15 protein-coding genes and 2 tRNA genes are annotated in these 22,893 nt (G+C 75.6%); 7 read left to right on the forward strand and 10 right to left on the reverse strand.

Annotation, left to right across the window (positions count from 1 at the left end; all coding sequences use genetic code 11):
* The first annotated feature begins 10 nt into the window (after positions 1–10).
* The 3 genes from ACFYYR_RS24805 to ACFYYR_RS24815 all read left to right on the forward strand — a co-directional run bounded on the left by ACFYYR_RS24805 (position 11) and on the right by ACFYYR_RS24815 (position 4,056).
* Positions 11–2,554: an MFS transporter gene (locus tag ACFYYR_RS24805; protein ID WP_388857507.1), complete on the forward strand. Its 2,544-nt coding sequence runs from the start codon at positions 11–13 to the stop codon at positions 2,552–2,554.
* A 165-nt stretch (positions 2,555–2,719) separates the two neighbouring features.
* Complete coding sequence (locus ACFYYR_RS24810) at positions 2,720–3,565, forward strand: YceI family protein (protein WP_388857510.1); 846 nt, start codon at positions 2,720–2,722, stop codon at positions 3,563–3,565.
* Positions 3,566–3,585: 20 nt separating this feature from the next.
* Positions 3,586–4,056 carry a PPOX class F420-dependent oxidoreductase gene (locus ACFYYR_RS24815; protein ID WP_388857513.1) on the forward strand — a complete coding sequence of 157 codons (471 nt, stop codon included), beginning with the start codon at positions 3,586–3,588 and terminating at the stop codon, positions 4,054–4,056.
* A 137-nt stretch (positions 4,057–4,193) separates the two neighbouring features.
* Here the strand turns inward: ACFYYR_RS24815 and ACFYYR_RS24820 are convergent, their stop codons facing one another.
* A complete protein-coding gene (locus ACFYYR_RS24820) occupies positions 4,194–5,015 on the reverse strand; it encodes a TetR/AcrR family transcriptional regulator C-terminal domain-containing protein (RefSeq protein ID WP_388857516.1) in 822 nt (273 codons plus the stop codon).
* Positions 5,016–5,132: 117 nt separating this feature from the next.
* Positions 5,133–6,668, reverse strand: coding sequence for an MFS transporter (locus tag ACFYYR_RS24825; RefSeq protein WP_388857519.1), 1,536 nt, complete (start codon positions 6,666–6,668; stop codon positions 5,133–5,135).
* 131 nt (positions 6,669–6,799) lie between these two features.
* On the opposite strand from ACFYYR_RS24825, the gene ACFYYR_RS24830 reads away from it, so the two are divergent.
* Positions 6,800–7,756 (forward strand): endonuclease/exonuclease/phosphatase family protein, encoded by a 957-nt coding sequence (locus tag ACFYYR_RS24830; protein WP_388857522.1) that lies wholly within the window; start codon positions 6,800–6,802, stop codon positions 7,754–7,756.
* A gap of 123 nt (positions 7,757–7,879) precedes the next feature.
* Here ACFYYR_RS24830 and ACFYYR_RS24835 read toward each other — a convergent pair whose 3' ends face one another.
* The 5 genes from ACFYYR_RS24835 to ACFYYR_RS24855 form a co-directional block, all read right to left on the reverse strand.
* A complete protein-coding gene (locus tag ACFYYR_RS24835) occupies positions 7,880–10,129 on the reverse strand; it encodes an ArnT family glycosyltransferase (protein ID WP_388857525.1) in 2,250 nt (749 codons plus the stop codon).
* Complete coding sequence (locus ACFYYR_RS24840) at positions 10,126–11,556, reverse strand: glycosyltransferase (RefSeq protein ID WP_388857527.1); 1,431 nt, start codon at positions 11,554–11,556, stop codon at positions 10,126–10,128. The genes ACFYYR_RS24835 and ACFYYR_RS24840 overlap by 4 nt, the downstream gene beginning before the upstream one ends.
* A 26-nt stretch (positions 11,557–11,582) precedes the next feature.
* The gene (locus ACFYYR_RS24845) at positions 11,583–13,118 is read right to left on the reverse strand and encodes a sensor histidine kinase (protein ID WP_388857630.1); all 1,536 of its coding nucleotides are present in this window, start codon (positions 13,116–13,118) and stop codon (positions 11,583–11,585) included.
* Between the two features lie 120 nt (positions 13,119–13,238).
* Complete coding sequence (locus tag ACFYYR_RS24850) at positions 13,239–13,979, reverse strand: response regulator transcription factor (RefSeq protein ID WP_388857530.1); 741 nt, start codon at positions 13,977–13,979, stop codon at positions 13,239–13,241.
* Positions 13,980–14,080: 101 nt separating this feature from the next.
* Positions 14,081–15,022, reverse strand: a complete 942-nt coding sequence (locus ACFYYR_RS24855; protein WP_388857532.1) for a DUF2797 domain-containing protein — start codon at positions 15,020–15,022, stop codon at positions 14,081–14,083.
* Between the two features lie 215 nt (positions 15,023–15,237).
* Between ACFYYR_RS24855 and ACFYYR_RS24860 the strand changes: the two genes are divergently transcribed.
* Positions 15,238–15,654, forward strand: a complete 417-nt coding sequence (locus ACFYYR_RS24860) for an SHOCT domain-containing protein (RefSeq protein ID WP_388857535.1) — start codon at positions 15,238–15,240, stop codon at positions 15,652–15,654.
* 136 nt (positions 15,655–15,790) lie between these two features.
* On the opposite strand, the gene ACFYYR_RS24865 is transcribed toward ACFYYR_RS24860, so the two are convergent.
* The 3 genes from ACFYYR_RS24865 to ACFYYR_RS24875 form a co-directional block, all read right to left on the reverse strand.
* A complete protein-coding gene (locus ACFYYR_RS24865) occupies positions 15,791–16,072 on the reverse strand; it encodes a hypothetical protein (protein WP_388857538.1) in 282 nt (93 codons plus the stop codon).
* 525 nt (positions 16,073–16,597) lie between these two features.
* Positions 16,598–16,670, reverse strand: a tRNA-Arg gene (locus ACFYYR_RS24870).
* A 252-nt stretch (positions 16,671–16,922) separates the two neighbouring features.
* Positions 16,923–17,012, reverse strand: a tRNA-Ser gene (locus ACFYYR_RS24875).
* Between the two features lie 373 nt (positions 17,013–17,385).
* Here ACFYYR_RS24875 and ACFYYR_RS24880 point away from each other — a divergent pair.
* The gene (locus ACFYYR_RS24880; RefSeq protein WP_388857541.1) at positions 17,386–17,856 is read left to right on the forward strand and encodes an SSI family serine proteinase inhibitor; all 471 of its coding nucleotides are present in this window, start codon (positions 17,386–17,388) and stop codon (positions 17,854–17,856) included.
* 236 nt (positions 17,857–18,092) lie between these two features.
* Entirely contained in the window at positions 18,093–22,877 is a 4,785-nt protein-coding gene (locus ACFYYR_RS24885; protein WP_388857544.1) for a PAS domain-containing protein, read from the forward strand.
* Positions 22,878–22,893 lie beyond the last annotated feature (16 nt).

Below are 22,893 nucleotides of genomic sequence, written 5' to 3' on the forward strand. Positions count from 1 at the left end.
AAGGAACAGCATGACCACCACCACACCGGCCGGTGTGCGGGAGGACGCGGGCACCGGCGCGCACGCCGGGCACGCCGCACCCATGACCCACCGGCAGATCCTGGAGGCGCTGTCCGGGCTGATGCTCGGCATGTTCGTCGCGATCCTGTCGTCGACGATCGTCTCCAACGCGCTGCCGGAGATCATCAAGGATCTCGACGGCGGCCAGAGCGCCTACACCTGGGTCGTCACCGCGGCCCTGCTCGCGACCACCGCGTCCACCCCCCTGTGGGGCAAGCTCGCCGACCTCACCAGCAAGAAGACCCTGGTCCAGATATCGCTGGTGATCTACGTCCTCGGCTCGGTCGTCGCGGGCCTGTCGCAGAACACCTCGATGCTGATCGCCTGCCGGGTGGTCCAGGGCATCGGCGCGGGCGGCCTCACGGCGCTCGCGCAGATCATCATGGCCGCGATGATCTCCCCGCGGGAGCGCGGCAGGTACAGCGGCTACCTGGGCGCGACCTTCGCCGTCGCCACCGTCGGCGGCCCGCTCATCGGCGGTGTCATCACCGACACCGACTGGCTGGGCTGGCGCTGGTGCTTCTACGTCGGTGTGCCGTTCGCGGTCATCGCGCTGATCGTGCTGCAGAAGACGCTGAAGCTGCCCGTGGTGAAGCGGGACGTGAAGGTCGACTGGAGCGGTGCGTTCTTCATCACCGCGGCGGTCTCCCTGCTGCTGGTCTGGGTCACCCTGGCCGGTGACAAGTACGACTGGATCTCCTGGCAGACCTACGCCATGGTCGGCGGCTCGATCGTGCTCGGCGCGATCTTCGTCCTGATCGAGTCCCGGGCGAGCGAGCCGATCATGCCGCTGCACCTGTTCCGGAACAAGACGATCAGCCTGGCCTCCGTCGCCAGCCTCTTCGTGGGTGTCGCGATGTTCGGCGCCACCGTCTTCCTCAGCCAGTACTTCCAGCTGGCCCGGGACAAGTCGCCGACGATGTCCGGCGTCATGACCATCCCGATGATCGCCGGTCTGTTCGTCTCCTCCACGGTCTCCGGCCTGGTGATCACCCGGACCGGCCGCTGGAAGGTCTGGCTGGTCTCCGGCGGCGTGCTGGTGACGGCGGGCCTCGGCCTGCTGGGCACCCTCCGGTACGACACCGAGTACTGGCACATGGCGATCTTCATGGTCGCGCTCGGCCTGGGCCTCGGCATGATGATGCAGAACCTGGTCCTGGCCACCCAGAACCAGGTCGACCCCAAGGACCTCGGCGCGGCGAGCTCCGTCGTCACCTTCTTCCGCACGCTCGGCGGCGCGGTCGGCGTCTCGGCGCTCGGCGCGGCGCTCAGCAACCGCATCACGCACCACGTGAAGGAGGGGCTGGAGGAGCTCGGCCCCAAGGTCGCGCGGGCGGCGCAGGGCGGCGGCGACACCAAGACGCTGCCCGACCTGGACGCGATGCCGGCCCCGATCCGTACGGTCGTCGAGAGCGCGTACGGCCACGGTGTGGGCGATGTCTTCCTGTACGCGGCGCCGGTCGCGCTGGTCGCCCTGCTGGTGGTGCTCTTCATCAAGGAGGTGCCGCTGCGCACCCGGAGCGGGCTCCAGCAGTCCGCGACGGAGACCGCCCCGGTCCCGGAGTCCGCTCCGGCGGCCGCGGCCACCGGGCCGGAGCCGGCGCTGGTGAGCGTGGCCGCCCCGGCCGCCCCGGAGGCGACCGCCGCGGAGGCGACCGCCCCGGCCGCCGAGGCCGCGACCATGGCGTTCGCCGCGGCCGGTGACGGTGCCGGAGCCCCCTTGGGCAACGGCACCGCGATCCACGGCTTCGTCCGGAACGCCGACGGCCACCCCGTGCCGCAGGCCGCGGTCACCCTGATCTCCCTCGGCGGACGTCAGCTGGGCCGGTCCGTGGCGCACGCCGACGGCGGCTACACCCTGGACGCCCCGGGCTCCGGCTCGTACGTCCTGATCGCCTCCGCCGACGGGCACCAGCCGCAGGCGTCGACCGTGCTCGTCGGCGACGAGCCGCTCGGCTACGACCTGCTGCTCTCCGGCACCAGCGGGCTGGCCGGCCTGGTGCGCAACGCCGCCGACAGCCTGCCGGTCGACGGGGCGATGGTCGTCGTCACCGATGTCCGCGGCGAGGTGCTGGCCACCGGCCGGACCTCCGGCGAGGGCGAGTTCGGCTTCGAGGACCTGGTGCCCGGCACCTTCACGGTCGCGGTCAACGCGCCCGGCTTCCGGCCGCTGGCACTGCCGGTCGAGGTCGGCGGCCAGGGCGTCACCCGGATCGCGGTGGAGCTCCGGGCCGGTGTGCTGGTCCAGGGCACCGTACGGGCCGGAGCGGACCGCCGTCCGCTGCCGGACGCGCGGGTGACGCTGGTCGACGCGGCCGGGAACGTGGTGGCCACCTCCACCACCGGCGACGACGGCGCGTACGCCTTCGCCGACCTGGACGCGGGCGACTACACGGTCATCGCGAGCGGCTACCCGCCGGTCGCGCAGCCCCTGCCGGTCACCGGACAGGGCGTCGACGGCCACGACATCGAACTCGCCCACCCGGGCGAGTAGCAGACCCCCGGGCGGGGGCGCGTACAGCGGAGACGCGGCCCCGCCCCGGCGGGTGGGACCCCACCGGCCGTCAGGGGACAGGCCCGGCCGGCGGTGCGCGGGGCAGGGGACGGCCCGGCGCACCGCCGCCCGGGGCCCGCACAGGACGATCAAGCAGGAGCGGTGATGACCACACCAGGACTCGGTGCCGGTACGGGGCTGCGGGCACAGGTCCGCACCCGGGACGGCTGGGCGGTGCAGCACGCGGTGCTGACCGTCACGGACATGACGGGCAGCCAGGTGCTGCGGGCGGCCGCCGACGAGGACGGCGGCGTCCGGAGCGAGGAGCCGCTGGCTCCCGGGGCGTACACCGTGATCGTCACGGCCGTCGGCTACGCGCCGGCCGCCTCGACGGCCATGGTCACCGCATCGGGCCGGGCGGACGTCGGCACGGTCGTGCTGGCCCGGCAGGGCGGCGTGGAACTGCCGCCGCCCGGCGTGTGGACGCTCGACCCGGCGCACTCCTCGGTCGGCGCGGTCGCCCAGCACCTCGGCATCTCCAGCGTGCACGGCCGGTTCACGGACTTCGCGGGCCGGATCGTCATCGCCGGCGACCTCGCGGACTCCCGGGTCGAGGCGGTGATCCGCGCGGAGAGCGTGGACACCGGCAACGCGCTGCGCGACGGGCATCTGAAGTCCCCGGACTTCCTGGACGTCGAGCGGTTCCCGGAGATCCGCTACCGGAGCACGGGGCTGACCCCGGCCGGCCCGGACCGCTGGACGGTGCAGGGCGAACTGTCGCTGCACGGGGTGGCCCGCGACGTCGCCCTGGACCTGGTCTACCTGGGCACCGGCCCCGACCCGTGGGGCGGCGTGCGGGCGGCCTTCCGCGCCACCGCCGAGCTGCGGCGCGAGGACTTCGCGATGAACTACAACCAGGTGGTCGCGGCGGGCATCGCGGCGATCGGCACGACCCTGCGGGTGGAGCTGGACGTGCAGGCCGTGCAGGGCGAGTCGCTGCCGGCGGTCTGACTCCGCCGTAGTCTGCGGTCATGGCTGGGAACATCGCGACCAACACGACCGTGGACCTCGAGGGGCTGCTGGAGTTCGTCCGCCCCCGCCACCGGGCGATCCTGCTGACCACCCGCTCCGACGGCCGCCCCCAGGGCTCCCCGCTCACCTGCGGGGTCGACGGCTCCGGCCGGCTGGTGATGTCGACCTATCCGGAGCGCGCCAAGACGCGGAACGCGCGCCGCGACGCCCGGGTCAGCCTGATCGTCCTCTCCGACGAGTGGAACGGCCCCTGGGTGCAGATCGACGGGACGGCGGAGGTCGTCGACCCGCCGGAGTCGGTGGAGCCGCTGGTCGAGTACTACCGCTGCATCGCGGGGGAGCACCCGGACTGGGACGAGTACCGGGCGGCGATGCGCAAGCAGGGCAAGTCCCTCATCCGGATCACCCCCGAGCGCTGGGGACCGGTCGCCACGGGCGGCTTTCCCGCCCGCCTGGCGCCGGAGAGCTGACGCGGCGGGCCTTCGGGGAAGGGGCCGCGGACTGCGCGATCCACGCGGACTCCGGGAGCCGGACGGCGGGCGGCGGACGGCGGGCGGCGGAAACCGGGTGAGCCGGTGACCGGTGCCGCTGGGGGCGGGACGGACGGTCAGTCCGCCGTCCCGCCGCTCCCCCCGGCCGAACCGGGACGCTCCTCGCCGGACGTCTCGCCGGCTCCCTCCCCCGGCGCGCGCCGCCGCATCGCCTCGATACCGGCGATCGCGCAGTCGAGCGCGAAGTCGAAGTCCCGGGCGCGCATCTCGGCGACGCTGTCCCCGCCCCGGGCCTCCATGATGTCCACGGACCGGCCGAACTCCGGGCGGTCCTCGATCGTGCCCATCACCTGGCGGAAGAAGTCGTCCTGGCTGATCCCCGCCTCCCGGCAGCGGGCAGCGAACCGGCCCTCGATCGTGCCGAACCCGTAGACGAACTGGTAGACCAGCGACAGCGCGCCGGGCAGCTGTTCGGGCGCCAGACCGCTGGTGCGCAGCACCTCCTGCGCGGCGGTGGAGAAGGCCATCGCGTTCGGGCCGACGTTGAGGTACGCCCCCATCAGCGGGGACACCCAGACGTGGGTGACGAGCAACCGGCGGTACTCCGCGGCCAGTCGGCGCAGCCGGTCGCGCCAGTCGCCGTCGCCCTCCTCCGGCAGCCGCATCTCGCCGGTGACGGCATCGAGCGCCAGCTCCAGCAGGTCGTCCTTGGTGTCGACGTACCAGTACACCGACATCGCGGTGACCCCCAGCTCCGCGGCGAGCCGGCGCATGGAGAACTTCGCCAGCCCCTCGGCGTCGAGCAGCCGTACGGTCGCCGCGACGATCTTGTCGCGGTCCAGCCCCGCGGGCTGCTCGCTCCTCCGGCTGGGTGCCGGGCGGCCCTCCAGCCACACACTGGTCCGCGCGTGGCCCGATCCGCGGCCCGCAGCTGCCATGGCGCCCTCCTCCACGTCGTACTCTCCGCCGGTGCCGACGGCGGCTCCCGGCACCGGGAGCCGGGCGGACGGCCCGGTGGAGCGGCCGCCGTACTCCGGCCCGCCCCGGACTCGATGCTATGCCGTTTCCGCAGGTCGGTCCGGACACCCGGCCCTGCGCAGCAGCACCGCGGCGACCACACCGCCCAGCAGCACCGCCGCCGCGCCGACGAGCTGACCGGTACCCAGACCGGCGGCGAACGCATCCGCGATCCGCGCCCGGTCGCCGTCCGTCCGTGCGCCGGCGAGCGCGGCGGGCAGCGATCCGGTGTCCACGGAGAGTGGAACGAGCGCCGCGAAGCGGGCGTTCAGCACGGCGCCGAGGACGGCGACGCCGAGTCCGTTGCCGAACTCGCCGAGCGTGCCGTTCAGCCCCGCCCCCGCGCCGGCCTTCTCCGGCGGGATGGCGCTCATGACCGCGTTCGTCATCGCGGGCATGGCGACGGCGATCCCCGCCCCCATCGCCAGCAGCCCGGCGAGGGTGCCGCCGTAGCCGTCGCCGCCCAGGACGGCGATCACGGCGAGCCCGGCGGCCAGCAGCGCCATGCCGGTCACGATGGCGGCCGGGGTGCCCAGCCGCGACAGCAGCCGGGCGCCCACGCCCGAGAGGTTGAGCAGGACGACGGTCAGGGCGAGCGGTGCGGTGCGCAGGCCCGCGGCGGACGGGTCGTAGCCGAGGACGAACTGCAGATGCTGGGTGAGCAGGAAGAGCGAACCGGCCATGCCGAAGGCCACCAGAACGGCGCCGGCCACCGCGCCGGCGAACCGGCGGTCCCGGAAGAAGGACAGGTCCAGCATGGGGTTCGGGACGCGCAGCTCCCACCGCACGAAGGCGAGGAGCCCGGCGGTCCCGACGAGGGCCGCGAGCAGCACCCCGGGGGCCGTCCAGCCGTCCCGGGGGCCGGAGATGATCGCGAAGACGACGCCGGTCATCCCGACCGTGCTGAGCAGGGCACCGCCGGGATCGGGCCGCCGGGCGGCCGCCGGTCCGTCCGCGGCGGACGCGCCCCGCGACTCGGGGACGAGCAGCACCACCGCGACGAGGCCGAGCAGCGCCACGGGCAGGTTGACGAGGAAGATCGCGCCCCACCGGAAGTGGTCGAGCACCACGCCGCCGACCAGCGGGCCCGCGGCGAACCCGACCGCGCCGACCGCACCCCAGACCCCGATGGCCCGCGTCCGCTCGGCCTCGTCGAAGACCTGGACGACGACGGCGAGCGTCGTCGTCATGAGCAGCGCACCGCCGACGCCCATCCCGGCGCGGGCCGCGATCAGCTGACCGGCCGTCTGCGCCAGGCCCGCGGCGAGGGATCCTGCTCCGAAGAGGACCAGACCGGCGACGAGCAGCCGTTTGCGGCCGTAGCGGTCCGCGGCGCTGCCCGCGGTGAGCAGCAGACCGGCCTGCGCGAGGGCGTAGGCGCTGATCATCCACTGCACATCGGCGGTGGAGGCGCGGAGCTCCTCGGTGAGCGTGGGGACGGCGACGCCGAGGACGGTGTTGTCGAGCAGCACCGTGAGCTGGGCGAGGCAGATGACCCCCAGGATCAGCCAGCGCCGCGGATGCCCCTGCGGGACGGAACGGTGGGTGGACGGCTCGGTGGACGTCGTGGACACACGGACCCCCTTGTACGGTGTAGAGCACTCTGACCTTTACACCGTAGAACGTGTCTCGTACACCGTAAAGCGGGGATCGGGCGGACGGCTCCGTTACGGTGCAGCGGCGCGAAGCCGATGAGGGAGTCCGGATGCCACTGCGCCGTCGATGGACCCGACTGCTGTGCGCCGCGGGCCTGGCGGGGGCGGCGGCGTTGCCGTACGCGCAGGCCGGAGCGGTGGCCCGAGGCGGCGCGGGGCCGCGGGCGGGTGCGGAGGCGCCGGGCGGGCGGTCCGGACCCCGGCTCGCGGCGGTGGGGCAGCGGGCGGGTGCGGAGGCGCCGCTGCGGGTCGCCACGTACAACATCGCGGCCGGGGCGGGCGCCGACCACGTCTTCGACCCCGGGCGGACGGCCCGCGCGCTGCGCGCCCTGCGGGCGGATGTGATCGGCCTTCAGGAGGTCGACGTCCACTGGGGAGCCCGCAGCCAGGGGCGGGATCTGGCGGCGGAACTGGCGGACGCCCTGGGCATGCGGGTCTTCTTCGCCCCGCTGTACAGCCTCGGTCCGGCGCAGGCGGGCGGGCCCCGGCGGGAGTTCGGGGTGGCGGTGCTGTCCCGCCTCCCGGTGCTGAGCACCGGGAACCACGCCATCACCCGGCTCTCGACCCAGGATCCGCACCCGGTGCCCGCGCCCGCTCCCGGCTTCGGCGAGGCGGTGGTCCGCGTGCGGGGCGTGCCGGTGCACGTCTATGTGACGCACCTGGACTACCGGGCCGACCCGGCCGTCCGGCGGGCGCAGACCGGCGACATGCTCCGGATCATGGCCGAGGACTGCGACGGAGGGGGCCGGTGTCCGCGGCAGGTCCTCGTCGGTGACTTCAACGCGGAGGCGGCGGCGCCGGAACTGGCACCGCTGTGGAGGCGGCTGACCGACGCCGTACCGGCCGGGGCCCGGCCCACCTATCCGGCGGGGGCCCCGGTCCGGCGGATCGACTACGTGACGGTCTCGGACGGCATCGGCGTACGGGGCGCGGCGGTGGCCGGAACCATCGCCTCCGACCACCGTCCCGTCGTGGCGGACCTGGTGGTGCGCCGGGAACCGCCGTGACGTGCCCGGACCGTCCCGGCCGCCCCGGCGCCCCGTCGGCGCCGCTGAGCTGCGGCGACGGGGGAAGCCGGGACGGCCGGGACGGCTGGGGGCCCACCGGGTCCGGGAGCGGCGGCCGATCCGTCAGCCGGTGGGCCGGGTCAGGTCGTAGAGCGTGGTGCCGTCGACCGTGACCTTGGTGTAGTGGCTCTTGACCCACTGGGTGATGCTCGACGCGACGCCTCCGGAGCCCTTCCCGCCGGCGCCGTTCCCACGGGCCTCGGCGCCGGCACCGCCGCCCGCGCCCATCCGGCCGCCCGCGGCCGTCCCACCGCCTGCGGCCTTCCCACCGCCCGCGGCCTGTGCACCGGGCCCGGGCATCCCGCCGGGGCCGCCGCCCGTGCTCGGGACGAAGTAGTGGATCCTGCCCTGCCGCACGTACTTCTTGAACTGGGCGAGCGTCGGGGACGGGTCGCTGCCGTTGAAGCCGCCGATGGCCATGACCGGGCTCCCGGTCGCCAGTTGGTGGCCGGCGGCGTTCTGGGCCCCGACGGTCGCGGCGGCCCAGGTGTAGTCGCCGGAATCCCGCCGGAGGGCGTCCGCCACCTCGTCGCTGGCCGTCCGTCCGCCCAGCAGCCCGCCCATGACGCCGCCTTCGGCGCCGCCGCGCCCGGGGCCGCTGCCCCCGGGAGGCATCCCCTGCGGCGCACCGCCCGCGGCGGCGCCGTTCCCTCCCGGAGCCCGGCCCGGGGCGCCGGCCCCGTTCCCGCCGTCCGCGCCGGGGGCGTTGGCCCGGCCGTTCCCCGCCATGCCGGGTGGCATACCGCCGCCCGGCCCCTTGCGTCCGGCGACGGCCGGTCCGGCCGTCACGATGGACCCGGTGTGCCCCGTACCGACCGTGCTGAGCGTGTACGCCAGCGGCCCGGCCAGCGACGCCGCCAGCCCCAGCGCCAGGACCACCGGCACCGCCCGCGCCGGCAGCCGCCGGGCGAACGCCAGCCCGGCCGCCGCGGCGAGCCCGGCGGCGAGCACCGTCCACCGCAGCCACGGCAGCCAGTCCCCGTTCCGCCCCAGCAGGACGAACGCCCAGAGAGCCGTCACCGCGACCGTGCCGCCGAGCACCGCCGGCGCCACGGCGCCGCGCCGCCGCTCCCGGAGCGCCACGACGCCCATGCCCACCACGGCCGCGAGGTACGGCGCGAGGGCCACCGTGTAGTACTCGTGGAAGATCCCCGCCATGAAGCTGAAGACGGCGAGCGTCATCACCAGGGACCCGCCCCAGGCCAGGAAGGCGGCCCGCGCGGGATCCGTCCGTCCCGCCCGCCGGGTCAGCAGCAGGCCCGCGACCAGCAGGATCAGTGCGGCCGGCAGCAGCCAGGAGATCTGGCCGCCGACCGTGTCGCCGAACATCCGCCCGATGCCCGTCCGTCCCCACGCGCCACCGCCCGGACCGCCGCCTCCGCCGACGCTCCCGGTCTCCTCGCCGTTGATCCGGCCGAGGCCGTTGTAGCCCAGCGTCAGCTCCATGAAGCTGTTGCTCTGGGAACCGCCCACGTACGGACGGGAGCCGGCGGGCCACAGTTCGACGGCCGCGACCCACCATCCGGCCGCGACCACCAGCGCGGCTCCGGCGAGCAGCAGTTGGCCGAGCCGCCGGCGCAGGGTCGTGGGGGCGCACACCGCGTAGAGCAGGGCGAGCGGCGGCAGGACCAGGAACGCCTGCAGCGTCTTGGTGAGGAAGGCCAGCCCGACGGCGGCACCCGCACCGAGCAGCCACCCGGTGCGCGCCCCCTCCATGGCCCGGAGCACGCAGGCGACGGTGACGGTCATCAGCAGCGCGAGCAGGGCGTCCGGGTTGTTGAACCGGAACATCAGCGCCGCCACCGGGGTGAGCGCCAGCACCCCGCCCGCGAGCAGCCCGGCCACCGGGCCGTGGGACCGCCGTACCGACCCGTGGAGCACCGCGACCGCGGCCACGCCCATCAGCACCTCGGGCACCAGAACCGCCCAGGAGTGCAGCCCGAAGAGCCGTACGGACAGGGCCATCGGCCACAGTGCGGCCGGCGGCTTGTCGACGGTGATGGCGTTGCCGGCGTCCAGGGAGCCGAAGAAGAACGCCTTCCAGCTCTCGCTGCCCGCCTGCACCGCCGCCGAGTAGTACGAGTTGGCCCAACCGGAGGCCTGGAGGTTCCACAGGTACAGCAGCAGCGTGCCGAGCAGCAGCGCGAGGAACGCGGGCCGCACCCAGCGGGGGTCCTCGGCCCGGCCGCGCCAGGCCGAGGCGAGCCGCCCGCGGGGCGGTCCCGCCGGTGGTCCGGCGGAAGCGGGGGCCGGGGGCGTCAGGACGGCGCCCGCCCCCGTCCGGGAGGTCGTCTCGTCGTGGCGCTCGGTCATCGGGTGCTCCGGGGGTCGTGGTTGTACGGGTACGAGGGGGTGCGAGATGGGGAGGGGGAAGCCCCGTCGCGGAAAGCCCCGTCGGAGGCGGCGCCGTCGCGGGAAGCCCCGTCGAAGGAGGCGCCGTCGGGGCAGGCACGTCCGGAGCCGCCCGCGGGCTCCCCTCCCCGCGCCGGATCCCGCCGCCCGGGGAAGACCCAGGCCCGCAGCAGCAGGAACCGCAGCACCGTCGCCGCCAGGTTCGCGACGATCAGCACCGCCGCCTCCGTCGTCCGGGACGGGCTGCCGGCCCCCTGGAGGGCGGCCAGGGAGCCGCTGGTCAGCGCCAGACCGATGCCGAAGATCACCAGCCCCTGGGCCTGGTGCCGTACGGCACGCTCCCGGCCCCGCACCCCGAAGGTGAACCTCCGGTTGGCCGCGGTGTTGCCCACCGCCGCGAGCAGCAGCGCCACCGCGTTGGCCGTCTGCGGCCCCGCCTCCAGCCGGAACAGGGCGTACAGCGCGAGGTGCACCAGGGTGCTCAGCGCCCCCACGACGCAGAAGCCCAGCAGCTGGCGGGCCAGTCCGCGGGGCACCCCGGCGAGTTCGCGGTCCCGCGGGTCGTCACCGAACGGCCGGCTCAGCCGGGCGAGCGGCAGCGCGCCGGTACGCAGCGCCCGCCCCACCCGCCAGACCCCCTTGAGGTCCTCGACGGCCGTGCGGACGATGTCCACCCGGCTGTCCGGGTCGTCCACCCAGTCCACCGGCACCTCGTGGATCCGCAGCCCGGCCCGTTCGGCGAGGACCAGCATCTCGGTGTCGAAGAACCACCCGGTGTCCTCCACCATCGGCAGCAGCAGCTCCGCGACGTCCTTCCGGATCGCCTTGAAGCCGCACTGCGCGTCGCTGAACCGGGCGGCCAGGCCGCCGCGCAGCAGCAGGTTGTAGCCGCGCGAGATCAGCTCCCGCTTGGGGCCGCGCACCACCCGTGAGCTGTGCGCCAGCCGCGAGCCGATCGCGAGGTCGGAGTGGCCGGAGATCAGCGGGGCGACGAGCGGCAGCAGCGCGTTGAGGTCGGTGGAGAGGTCCACGTCCATGTAGGCCAGCACGGGGGCCGGGGACATCGACCAGACGGCGCGCAGCGCCCGCCCGCGGCCCTTCTCCTCCAGCCGGACCGCGGTGACCTCCTCGATCAGCTCGTCGAGCCGGGCCGCCACCTCGGGTGTGCGGTCGCTGCTCGCGTTGTCGGCGATGGTGATGCGGAAGCCGTAGGGGAAGGTGCGGGTGAGGTGACCGTGCAGCCTGCGGACGCAGGGCTCCAGGTCGGTCTGCTCGTTGTGGACGGGGATGACGACGTCCAGGACCGGTTCGCCGTCGGCGGTCCGCGGCCGGAGGGCCGGCAGATGCCCGCGCGTGGGCAGGGTGCCCGGGAGAGTCTCGGTTCGCATGCCGACGACGTTCGCCGGGCGGGCTGTCACGGCCGTGTGATCCGCCTGTGGGCCGCCTGTGAGTCCGGCGCCGCCCCCTCCGTACCCCCGGCGCGTGAGGTTCCGGACGCCGGCAGCACCACCGCGAACACCGTGCGGCCGGGCGTGCTCCGCACCGCCACCCGCCCGCCGTGGGCGCCCACCACCGCCTGCACGATGGCCAGTCCGAGCCCGGTGCTGCCCGCGGTGCGGCCGCGCGAGGCGTCACCGCGGGCGAACCGCTCGAAGACGTGCGGCAGCAGGTCCTCCGGGATCCCGGGCCCGTCGTCGTCGATCTCCAGCAGCAGCTCCCCTGCCGCCGGCCGCAGCACCCGCGCCGTCACCGTCGTACCGCCCGGGGTGTGGCTGCGGGCGTTCCCCAGCAGGTTGACCAGCACCTGGTGCAGCCGCTCCGGATCGCCGCGCACCAGCGCCGGTGCGTCGGGGAGTTCCAGCCGCCAGCGGTGGTCCGGCCCGGCCGCCCGGGCGTCGCTCACCGCGTCCACCACCAGCGGCGACAGGTCCGTCTCGGCGCGGGCGAGCGGCCGGCCGGCGTCGAGCCGGGCGAGCAGCAGCAGATCCTCGACGAGCGTGGTCATCCGGGCCGCCTCCGACTCGATGCGGCCGAGCGCGTACCGGGTGTCGGGTCCCGTCTCCTCCCGGCCGCGCCGGGTCAGCTCGGCGTACCCGCGGATCGAGGCCAGCGGGGTGCGCAGCTCATGGCTGGCGTCCGCGACGAACTGCCGCACCTGGGTCTCGCTCGCGTGCCGGGCGGCGAGCGCCGACCCGACGTGCCCGAGCAGCCGGTTGAGCGCCGCCCCGACCTGGCCGACCTCCGTCCGCGGATCGGTGTCGTCCTCCGGGACCCGCTCGTGCAGAGCGACCTCGCCGCGGTCGAGGCGGAGTTCGGACACCCGCGCCGCGGTCGCGGCCACCCGGCGCAGCGGACGGAGCGCGACCCGGATCATCACCGTGCCGGCCAGTCCGGCGGCGGCGAGCGCCGACCCCGCCACGCACACCTCGGCGACGATCAGTGTGTTCACCGTGTCCTGCACGTCCCGCAGCGGCAGTCCGAGCACGAGGCTGCCGCCGTCCCGGTCGAGGTCCGGCACCGCGCGCACCCGGTAGCTGCCGAGCCCCGGGACCTCGACGGTCTGCGGGTCACCGCCGACGGCCGGCCGGCCGAGGGCCGCGGCCTGGGCGGCGGTGAGCGGCTCGGCCTCCCCGCGCTCGGTGCTGCGCACCGCCGAGACGACGTGCTTCCCGGCCAGTTCGGCGCCGACGGTGCCGGGCGGCTGTCCGGGCCCGGTGACGAAACCGAGGTTCCCGTCGGGCACCGGCGGCCGGAACCGCACGACGCGGTCGGCGATGCCCCGGAGCTGGGCGTCCCGCTGCCCCTGGAGGTAGGCGTCCAGCGTGATCGTGGTGACACCGCCGATGACCGCGCAGACCACGGCGATCAGGGCGACGGAGGTGAGGACGAGCCGGGTGCGCAGCGACCGCGCCCGGCGCTGCCCCCGGCCGGACCGGCGTGGGAGACGCAGCCGGACCCGCGGGGAGCGCGTACCGGCACGCGGGGAACGCCCGCGGCCGCGCGGGGAGACCGGGCGACCGCACAGGGACCGCGGTCCGCCGCCGGCGCCCCGCCCGGGAACGCGCACCGCTCACTCCCCCGGCTTGATCAGATAGCCGGCCCCCCGCCGGGTGTGGATCATCGGCGACCGCCCGGCGTCGATCTTCCGGCGCAGATACGAGATGTAGAGCTCGACCACATTGGCCTGCCCGCCGAAGTCGTAGGACCACACCCGGTCGAGGATCTGCGCCTTGGAGAGCACCCGGCGCGGATTGCGCATCAGATAGCGCAGCAGCTCGAACTCGGTGGCGGTGAGGTGGATCGGCCGGCCCGCCCGCTGCGCCTCGTGGCTGTCCTCGTCGAGCACCAGGTCCCCGACGACCAGCAGCGCGTCCGGCGTGCGCGCCGCCGCCGCGCCGGAGCGCCGCAGCAGCCCGCGCAGCCGGGCCACGACCTCCTCCAGGCTGAACGGCTTCGTCACGTAGTCGTCCCCGCCCGCCGTGAGTCCGGCGATCCGGTCCTCCACCGCGTCCTTGGCGGTCAGGAACAGCACCGGCACCTCGGGGCGGTCCCGGCGCAGCCGCGCCAGCACGGTGAGACCGTCCAGGTCCGGCAGCATGATGTCGAGCACCACGGCGTCCGGACGGAACTCCCGGGCCGTCCGCAGCGCTCCGGCCCCGTCGCCCGCGCTGCGCACCTCCCAGCCCTCGTAGCGCAGGGCCATGGACAGCAGGTCGGCGAGGGCGTTCTCGTCGTCCACGACGAGGATCCGTACCGGCCCGCCGTCGGGCCGCAGCAGTTCGGAACGCCCGGTGGGCGCGGTCGCGGTCATGTCCTCAACGCTCGGCGGGCGGTCTGAGAGGGCGCTGTGGGACACCTGTGAATCAGCTGAGAAAACCGCGGGCCCGTCCACGCCCCGGGCCGGCGCCGAGGTCAGAACAGCCCGTCCTGCACTCCGCCGCCCTCGCCCCCGTCCGCGGCGAGCCGGCGGACGGGCGCGCTGGTCACGGCTGCGGGCTCCGCGGCCCGCAGCGGCCATCCCGCCATCAGCCGGGTGTCGATCACCAGCAGGCCGCCGTCGGTGCCGAGCTGGAGGTCCGGCCCCGCCACCCCCAGCAGCTCACCCGCCACCACCGCGCCGTCGCCCAGCTCGGTGACCTCGGCCGGCGGTCCCGCGGCGGCCCGTTCCTCGAGCCGTTCGAGGCCGAACGCAGCGGTGTGGTCCACCGGTTCGCAGGGGCAGCGCTCCAGGGACTCGGGCCACCCGGGCAGCCCGGCCACCCGCGCGTGCAACGCGGCCAGTTCCGCGCAGCGGTCGGCGACCGGGGGCAGCGCCGTCCGCACGGCCCGCTTCCGCGCGTAGGGGACGCGGTCCCGCACCGTCAGCGCGGAGCCCAGCAGTTCCTCCGCCCGCCGCGCCGCCATGAGGGGCCCGCGCCCCAGCCAGGTGAACGCCACGGCGCCCTGCTCCAGCAGCCGGGCGCTGCCCCGCGCCTCCGCGGTGATCCCCACCTTGAGCAGCCCCGGACCGAACCAGGCCAGGTAGACGCGGTACGGCTGCGGGTCGTCGGCCCGGGTGTCGGCCGCCACCGACCGGGAGCGGTCGAGCCGCGCGCAGTCCGCGCACTGCGCCCGGGTGCCGCGCACCGGAACCGCGGCATCCGCCGGGCACGGCGTGCGCCGGCCTCCGCGCCACACCCCGGTGCAGCCCCGGCCGCCGTCCGCGACGAACGCGAGCGTCCGCCCCGCCGTCAGCGGGCTCGTCCGCTCCCCGGCCGCGGCGCCGTGCCGTCCCGGCCGGTACCACCCCAGGACGGGCCCCTCCGGTCGCCAGAGCGAGCCGGTGCACCGCCACTGCGCTCCGCCGGACACCACCACCTCCCCGCAGCCGGTCCGCGCCCCATGCAATCACGGGTGCGGGGGTGCGACAGCGCAGGTGAACGGCGTGCGGCGGCGCCACGGGATGCGGCCTCGCGGGTCCCGGCGCAACCTGAATGGAGGAACCGTCCGGTGGAGGGCGAGGCAGGTGACGGGCGGAGCCGGGGTGCCGACGGCATGATCGCCGCGGCGGCAGTGGCAGGAGGAGAGCGATGAGCGATCAGCTGTTCCTGGCGTACGACTATCCCGTCCTGGGCGCCTTCTGGACGGTGATGTGGATCTTCCTCTGGGTCTTCTGGCTGGTTCTGCTGTTCCGGGTGATCACCGATGTATTCCGTGACCACGACATGAGCGGCCCGGCGAAGGCGGCCTGGATCCTCTTCGTGATCGTCGTGCCCTTCCTGGGCGTGCTCGCCTATGTGATCGTGCGCGGCGACGGCATGGGCAAGCGCGAGATCCGGCACGTGCGGGAGCAGCAGGCGGCGTTCAACGACTATCTCCGGGAGACCGCCGGCGCGGACGACGGCTCGGCGAACGTGGACCGGCTGGCCAAGCTCTCGGACCTCAAGGCGCGGGGCGACATCTCCGAGGCCGAGTACCAGCGTGCGAAGGAGAAGATCCTGCACTGACACGCGTCCCGCACCGGCCGGAAGCACGGGCGGGAACGACGGGACGTCCCGGGGAAGCTCGCTCTTCCCCGGGACGTCCGGTGCTGCGGGGTGTTCCGTCCGGAACCGCTCCGTCAGAGGCCGACGTGGCCAGCGGCTACAGGAGCCCGCCGATGTACAGGAGGTAGCTCTTCGGGGCGTAGTTGACCGCGGTGTTGTTCTTGCCGTTCTGGCAGAACACCGGACCCTCCGCCTCCTGCTCGATGTCGTACAGGTAGGCGTCGTGGGCCGCGAAGGCCGTCGCGTCGGAGTTGCCGCAGACGTTGATCTGCTTGTCGTCGTCCTTCTTCTTGTCGTAGGCGACGGCGGACGTCGCCGAGGCGCCGATCGCGGCGATCGCGGCGACCGCCATCACGGACATCTTGAGGGATGTGCGCATGTCTCTCTCCATTCTCAGCGTCTCCGGGGTGGAAGAACGCATCGAGTTCTACCGCCACAAAAAGGACTGATAGGGCGTCAAAACGCACAGCACCGCTTCCCCACCGCATAACGCCACCCCATTGGCCCACCCCCGGACATCCCCGGCCCGCCACCGGCGAGCGGACGGCGGCCCGGGCGGGGGCGGCGAGGCACCCGTCACGTGACCGGCCGCACCTCACCCGGACACCCGGCCGCCCCTCCACACCGGCCGTCCGTCCGCACCGCACGCGGGACCGGGGCGCGTCCGGCCCCGTGACGCGGACACGGGGCGCGCCCGCTCATGACCGGAACACGCCAGGCGACCGGCCGCCGAACCCGCCGCGGCACCACCGCACCCGCCGGGCCCGCCGCCGCGACACCCACACCCCGCAGATCCGACTCCGCAGATCCGACTCCGCAGCCCCGTGAGGGCATACCCGTCAGAGCACCGGGCCGGAGACAGCAAAAAGCCCCCTCCGTCACCGGAGGGGGCTTTTCAGCACTGCGCGCTCGGCAGGATTCGAACCTGCAACCTCTTGATCCGTAGTCAAGTGCTCTATCCGTTAAGCTACGAGCGCTTGCGTTCCGGCGTTTTCTTGCCGGTCGGCGTTGCGGGAACAACATTACATGACCTGCCGCCTGAGGCGAAATCCGTTCCTCCCAGCCCACCTGAGCTGGGAAAACGGCTCCAGGAGGGGCCAAGTGGAGCCGCCGGGAACGACACCCGCAACAGCACCGGGAACGACATCCGGAACGGCGTCGGGAACGGCATCGGGAACGACAGAAGCCCCGGCCGTCGGACCGGGGCTTCAGTGATCGAGAAGATCGAGCGGAGGCTCCGGGATTTGAACCCGGGATGGGGGGTTACCCCAAACCGCATTAGCAGTGCGGCGCCATAGACCAGACTAGGCGAAGCCTCCAACACCATCGCGCGAACGCGATGTGGTGTGTGCAGATGATGGCACAGCCCTGCGGGCCGTCACCAATCGCCCCCTACGGTACCCGGCGCCCGGGCAGCGGGGCAAAGCCTTACCCGGCCGTGCCGGGCCCGTCACCACAGCCCCCCGCCGCCGGCCCGTCACGATGCCGCCCGCCCGTCACCGCCGCGCCGCGAAACCGTCACACCCCCGGAGCACGCCGGAGCACCCGGGAGCACCACCCCGTCACCCGGAGGGTCCGCACCGGTTGCGCAACGCCCCGGCGGCCGGAGCGTTAGTGATGGCAGGCACGCGTCAGCGGCCCTGCCGCACCGTGCCCCATCACCCATCGCCCCCCCCACTCCTGGAGTCCCCGATGCCGCTCCGCCGCCTCACCCTGACCGTGCTCTCCGCCGCAGCCGTCCTCGCCGCGGCCGCCCCCGCGACCGCGTTCCCCGTTCCCATGCCGGGGGTGGACACCGACCCCGTGCCCCCGATGGCCGTGGCCCCGGCCGGCGAGGACAGACTCACCGTCACCGTCGACGGCAGCGGGGAGCGCGCCCTCGACGGGATGTACAGCCTCGACTGCCACCCCGCGGGCGGCACGCACCGGGATCCCCAGTTGGCCTGCGACCGGCTCGACGAGGTCACCCGGTGGGGCGCCGACCCGTTCGCCCCGGTCTCCCCGCGCGCCAACTGCACGATGATCCACGGCGGTACGGCCACCGCACGGGTCACCGGCACCTGGGCGGGCCGCCCGGTGGACGCCACCTTCAACCGGACGAACGGCTGCGAGATCGCCCGCTGGAACCGGCTGGTGCCGCTGCTCCCGGACGGCACCTCCTGACGGCGGACGCGCCCGGAGGTCCGTCCCCGGACGGGTGATTGCCGCCGCTTGACGGGCTCGCACGCCTTATGTCGGGCCTGCGGGGAGTCGCACGAACTCGTCTCCCGCCCTCCCCTCATCCGCCGCCGCGCCCGCAACGGCTGCCCGTAGACTCCCTCTAGTGACAGACCTCCGGACGCGCGGCAAGATGACCGGGGCTGTCGGCAAGATGCAGTGATCAGGGAGGAATGGTCGTCGTGAGCAGCAGGCCGTCCCGAGGCGCTGCTCGCCTCGCCGCCATACTCGACGCCCTGCCCGACGCCCTGTTGCTGGTGAACTGCAACGGCACGGTCGTCAACGCCAACACCATCGCCCTGGAGACCTTCGAGTCCCCCGGCACCGCACTCGTCGGCCGCGGTCTGCTCGACCTGCTGCCCTCCTTCGACTCCAAGCGGATCCCCGGCTCCATGCGGCGGCCCGAGGAGGGCGAGGAGGGCGGCAGGACCAAGCCGACCAGGATGGTGGCGCGGCGCACCGACGGGACGGAGTTCCCGGTCGAGGTGACCAGCGCCAACCTGGAGGACGGCCGGACCCCGTACGCCGACCCGTACGAGCACCACTACACCGGTGACGAGCTGCTGATGCTCGTCGTCCGGGACCTGACCGGCACCGTGGACACCGAGGCCGAGCTCGCCCGCCAGCAGCGGCAGACCGAGATGATCCTGCGCGCGGCGGCCGAGGGCGTCGTGGGGGTGGACACCGAGGGCAAGATCGTCCTGGTCAACCCGTCGGCGGCGCAGATCCTCGGCTACCGCGCCGGCGACCTCGGCGGCCGGAAGCTGCACCCGCTGCTCCACCACTCCCGGCCCGACGGCTCGCCGCTGCCGTACGAGGAGTCGCCGCTCGCCGACTCCCTGCGCTCCGGCCGCAAGCACCGGGTGCGCGGGCAGGTGCTGTGGGCCAAGGACGGCCGGGCGGTGCCCGTCGACCTGACGACCGCGCCGGTCCGGGACGGGGACCAGCTCGTCGGCGCGGTGATGACCTTCACCGACCGGCGGCAGCAGGACGCGCTGGCGGCCCGGCACGCCCAGCTGCTCGCCGTGCTCGGCGAGTCGCTGCGCGGCCCGCTGGAGCAGCTGCGGGGCGAGCTGGGCACCCTGGCCGCCGACCCGGCCGGCCAGCTGTGGCCCGAGGCCAACCAGATCCTGCACTACCTCACCGCCGGCTACGCGCGGATGACGACGCTGGTCGACAACGTCCTCCGCTACCAGCGGCTCGACGAGGGCAGCGAGCGGCTGGAGCTCAAGACCGTGGAGCTGGACGCCGTGGTGGCGGCCGGTGTGGAGGGCGCGATCGAGCTGATCGGCCCGGGGCGCGCCCAGTTCGCGGTGCACGCCCCGCCGATCGAGGCCGAGGTCGACCCGGAGCGGCTGGCGCAGGCGCTCGCCCATCTCGTCGCGGACGTGGCCGGGGTCGACGCCACCGGCAACGCCCCCGCGGGCGGCTCCGGCGACTCGACGATCGTGGTCGCCGCCGCGCAGCGCGGCGAGGTCGTCCGTATCGAGGTGCGCGGCCCGTACGCCGGGGGCGACCCGGTGCACGAGCCGATCGTCCGCGGCATCGTGCGGCGGCACGGCGGTGTGCTGCAGACCCACGAGGTGCCGGGCGCGGGCGGCAGCGCCTATGTGCTGGAGGTGCCGATCGCCGCCGGCGGCGCCCCGGCGGCGGAGCGCGCCACGGACCGGGACCGCGAGAACGCGACCACCGTGATGCCGGTGCCGACGGAGCGGGCGCGGGGCACCGACGGGGCCCAGGACGCCGGTACGGGTGCCCCGGCCGCGCCGGGCGGCCGGACGGCGTCGTTCCTCGACAACGGATTGTCCTCGGGCGCGGTGGCCGACGGCCGGCGTCTCGGGACGCCCGCCGCCCCCGCCGGGGCGAACGCCGCGGCACCGGGCGGACGCCGCCGGGCCCGCCCCGCGGCGGAGATCCCGGGTGGCCCCGCCGGGGCGCAGACCCCGGCCGCGGGCAGCCCCGTCGGCGCGGACACCGACGGCAGCGGCGAACCCGGCGGTCTGATCGGTCCGCCCGACATCATCGGCCCGGAGGCCGCGAACGCCCCCGCCGCGGCACCGGCCCCGGAGCGCACTGCGGGCCGGGTCGCCCGTCCGGCACTGCCGTCCGGCGCCGTCCCGCAAGCGCAGTCCGCCGCGCCCGACGGCGCACCCGCGCCCGGCACATGGGGGGCCGACGCGCAGCCGGAGGGCGCTCCGGTCCCCGGTCGGGGCGCGCAGATTCCCGGTCAGGCGACGCCGGACAACGGTGTCCGCCCCACCGGGCGCCGCCGCGGACGGCCCAGCCCGGCCGAGGCCGCGCCGGGCGACGCCCCGCAGTCCGGCCCGGAGGGCACCGCCGGCCCGGGCGCCCCGCAGTCGGGCCGCCGGGCGCGGCGCGGCGGCGACGGATCGTACGGTGCGCTGGCCACGGCCGCGGAGGGGCAGCCGGGCCCGGACGGCGCGGACGAGCGGTTCGCCGGGCCGAACGGGCCGTTCCCGGGCGGGCCGAACGGCGCGACGGTCCCACCGCAGGGCACCGGCCGCCGCGCACGCCCCGCGCTGGAGGCCCCCGGCGCGGCACCCGCCGACACCGCGCAGAACGGCCGCGCGCTGCCCGCCCTGCCCGCGGCACCCACCGGACAGGACCGCGGCGACAGCTGGGTTGCCCCCACCGGCCGGCCGCAACTCGGCCCCGCACAGGCCCAGCTGCCCCCCGGCGCCCCCGGTCCGGCCGCCGCTCCCGGCGCACCGGCGGGCGGTGCCCCCGTGCCGCGGAACGCCCCGTTCGGCACCGGCGGCCCGGTTCCCCCGCAGGGCACCGGCGCCCCGGTTCCCCCGCAGGGCACCGGCGGCCGGGTGACCGGACCGCCGGCGGGCGGCGCACCCGCTGCGCCCGCCGGTCGGCCCGCGCTGCCCTCGGCGGGCGGCGGGGCTCCCGCCGCCCCCGGAAGCGCCGCCCCCGGAACCGCTCCCGCCGTGGACGCTCCCGGTGCGGTGCCCGCCGACGGCGGCCCGTACGACGGTGCTCCGGCCGGACCGCAGCAGACCTACGGCGCCACCGTGCCCCACCAGGCACCGCCCCCGGGCCAGCCGGCCGGCCGCCGGGCGCGGCGGGCCCTGGCCGACGCCTCCGACCGGCCGCTGCCCGACACCGACGGCTCCGGCACCGGCGGGTCCGGCACCGGCCCGGGCCTCGCCCTGCCCCCGGCCGCGGCCGACCGGCCGGCGCCGGGCGCGCCTGCGCAGGCCGCCCCCGCACAGTCCGCCCCGGCACAGCCCGAGGTCGCACCGCCGGCCCCCGCGCGGCCCGCCATGGCGCAGCCCGGCGCCGCCCAGCCCGCACCCGCGCAGGCCGGAGCGGCACAGCCCGGAGCAGCACAGCCCGGAGCGGCACAGTCCGCCACCCCGGCAGGAGCGGCCCCGGCAGGAGCGGCCCCGGCAGGAGCAGCACAGCCCGGCGCGTGGTCCGCGGCCGAACACGGGCGGCCCGACGCCGCGTCGGTGGACCCGGAGCCCACGCCCCCGCAGCCGCACCCGCTGCCCACCGGGCGCCGCCGCGGACGGCCCAGCCCGGCCGAGGAACAGCAGGCCCCGGCCGCCGCCGGCCCGCTGGAGGGAGCACCCGCACAGGGCGCCCCCATCCCGGGCACGCCGGGTCCGGCCGGCCCCGGGCAACCCGCCTCCGCGGAACCGCAGTCGGCGCCACCGGCCGAGAACGCCCCGGCCTGGGACGGGACCGGCGCCCCGGCGCCCGGAGCCGCCCCGGGCCTGCCGCAGCAGCCGGCCCCGGAGGCCGCTCCGGAGCAGCAGCCGTACGCACTCCGGTCCGGTCCGCCCGCGCCGCGCCGGATCCAGGCGTCCCTGCCGCTGCCCGCGGAGTCCCAGTCCGGCGAGGCGGTCCCGCAGTCGCGGGCGATCAGTGTGCGCACCCTCGGCCAGGGCGTGCCGTTCGCCCAGCAGATCGCCGAACAGCAGCGGCCGCAGGCGCCCGCCCCGGCCCCCGGCCAGACGTCGGGCGGCTCGGGACGGCGGCGCAAGCTGGCCGCGCCGCCGGAGGGCGGGCGCACCGCGCCCGCCGAACAGGCCGCCGCCCGCCCCCGGGACGGGCAGCAGCAGCCTCGGCTGCTGGACACCAACGGAGGCCGGGCCTACGCCATCGGCGCACCCGACGAGGGCGCCGAGGGCCCGGAGCCGCTGGACGGGCCGAACGGCGCCGTGGACGTCACCGACTCCCAGGCCGCGCCGCCGATGGACGACGAACTGCCGCCGGAGCCGCTGGACAATCCGCGCCGGCTGCTGGTCTGGCCCGCGCCCGACGGCCCGACCCAGCAGGCGCTGAGCAACCGCGGCTACCGTCCGGTGGTGGTCAACTCCCGCGAGGAGGTGGACGCGCAGATCGCCGCGTACCCCGCGGCCCTGTTCGTCGACCCGCTGACCGGGCCGATCACCCGGACCGCGCTGCAGTCGCTGCGCACGGCGGCGGTGGCGGCCGAGGTGCCGGTCCTGGTGACCGCGGGCCTCGGCCAGGCGACCCGGGAGGCCGCGTACGGCGCCGACCCGGCGGTGCTGCTGAAGGCGCTCGCCCCGCGCGACAGCGAACAGCACCCGCCGCGGGTGCTGCTGATCGAGTCGCAGGAGGCCATCGCGCGCGCCCTCACGGCGACGCTGGAGCGGCGCGGCATGCAGGTCGCGCACGCCGCGTCCGATGCCGACGCGGTGACGCTCGCGACGCAGATGCGGCCCAACCTGGTGGTGATGGACCTCATGCAGGTGCGCCGCCGCCGCGCCGGGGTCGTCGACTGGCTGCGGGCGAACGGCCTGCTCAACCGCACCCCGCTGGTCGTCTACACCGCGGCGGACATGGACCCGGAGGAGCTGCCGCGGCTCGCCTCGGGCGAGACGGTGCTCTTCCTCGCGGAGCGCTCGACCAGCGCCGAGGTGCAGGGCCGGATCGTGGACCTGCTGGCGAAGATCGGCACCAACTGACCCCGGTCCGCACCGG

The sequence above is a fragment of the Streptomyces sp. NPDC001922 genome (assembly GCF_042891165.1).
In the GTDB taxonomy this organism is placed as follows: domain Bacteria; phylum Actinomycetota; class Actinomycetes; order Streptomycetales; family Streptomycetaceae; genus Streptomyces.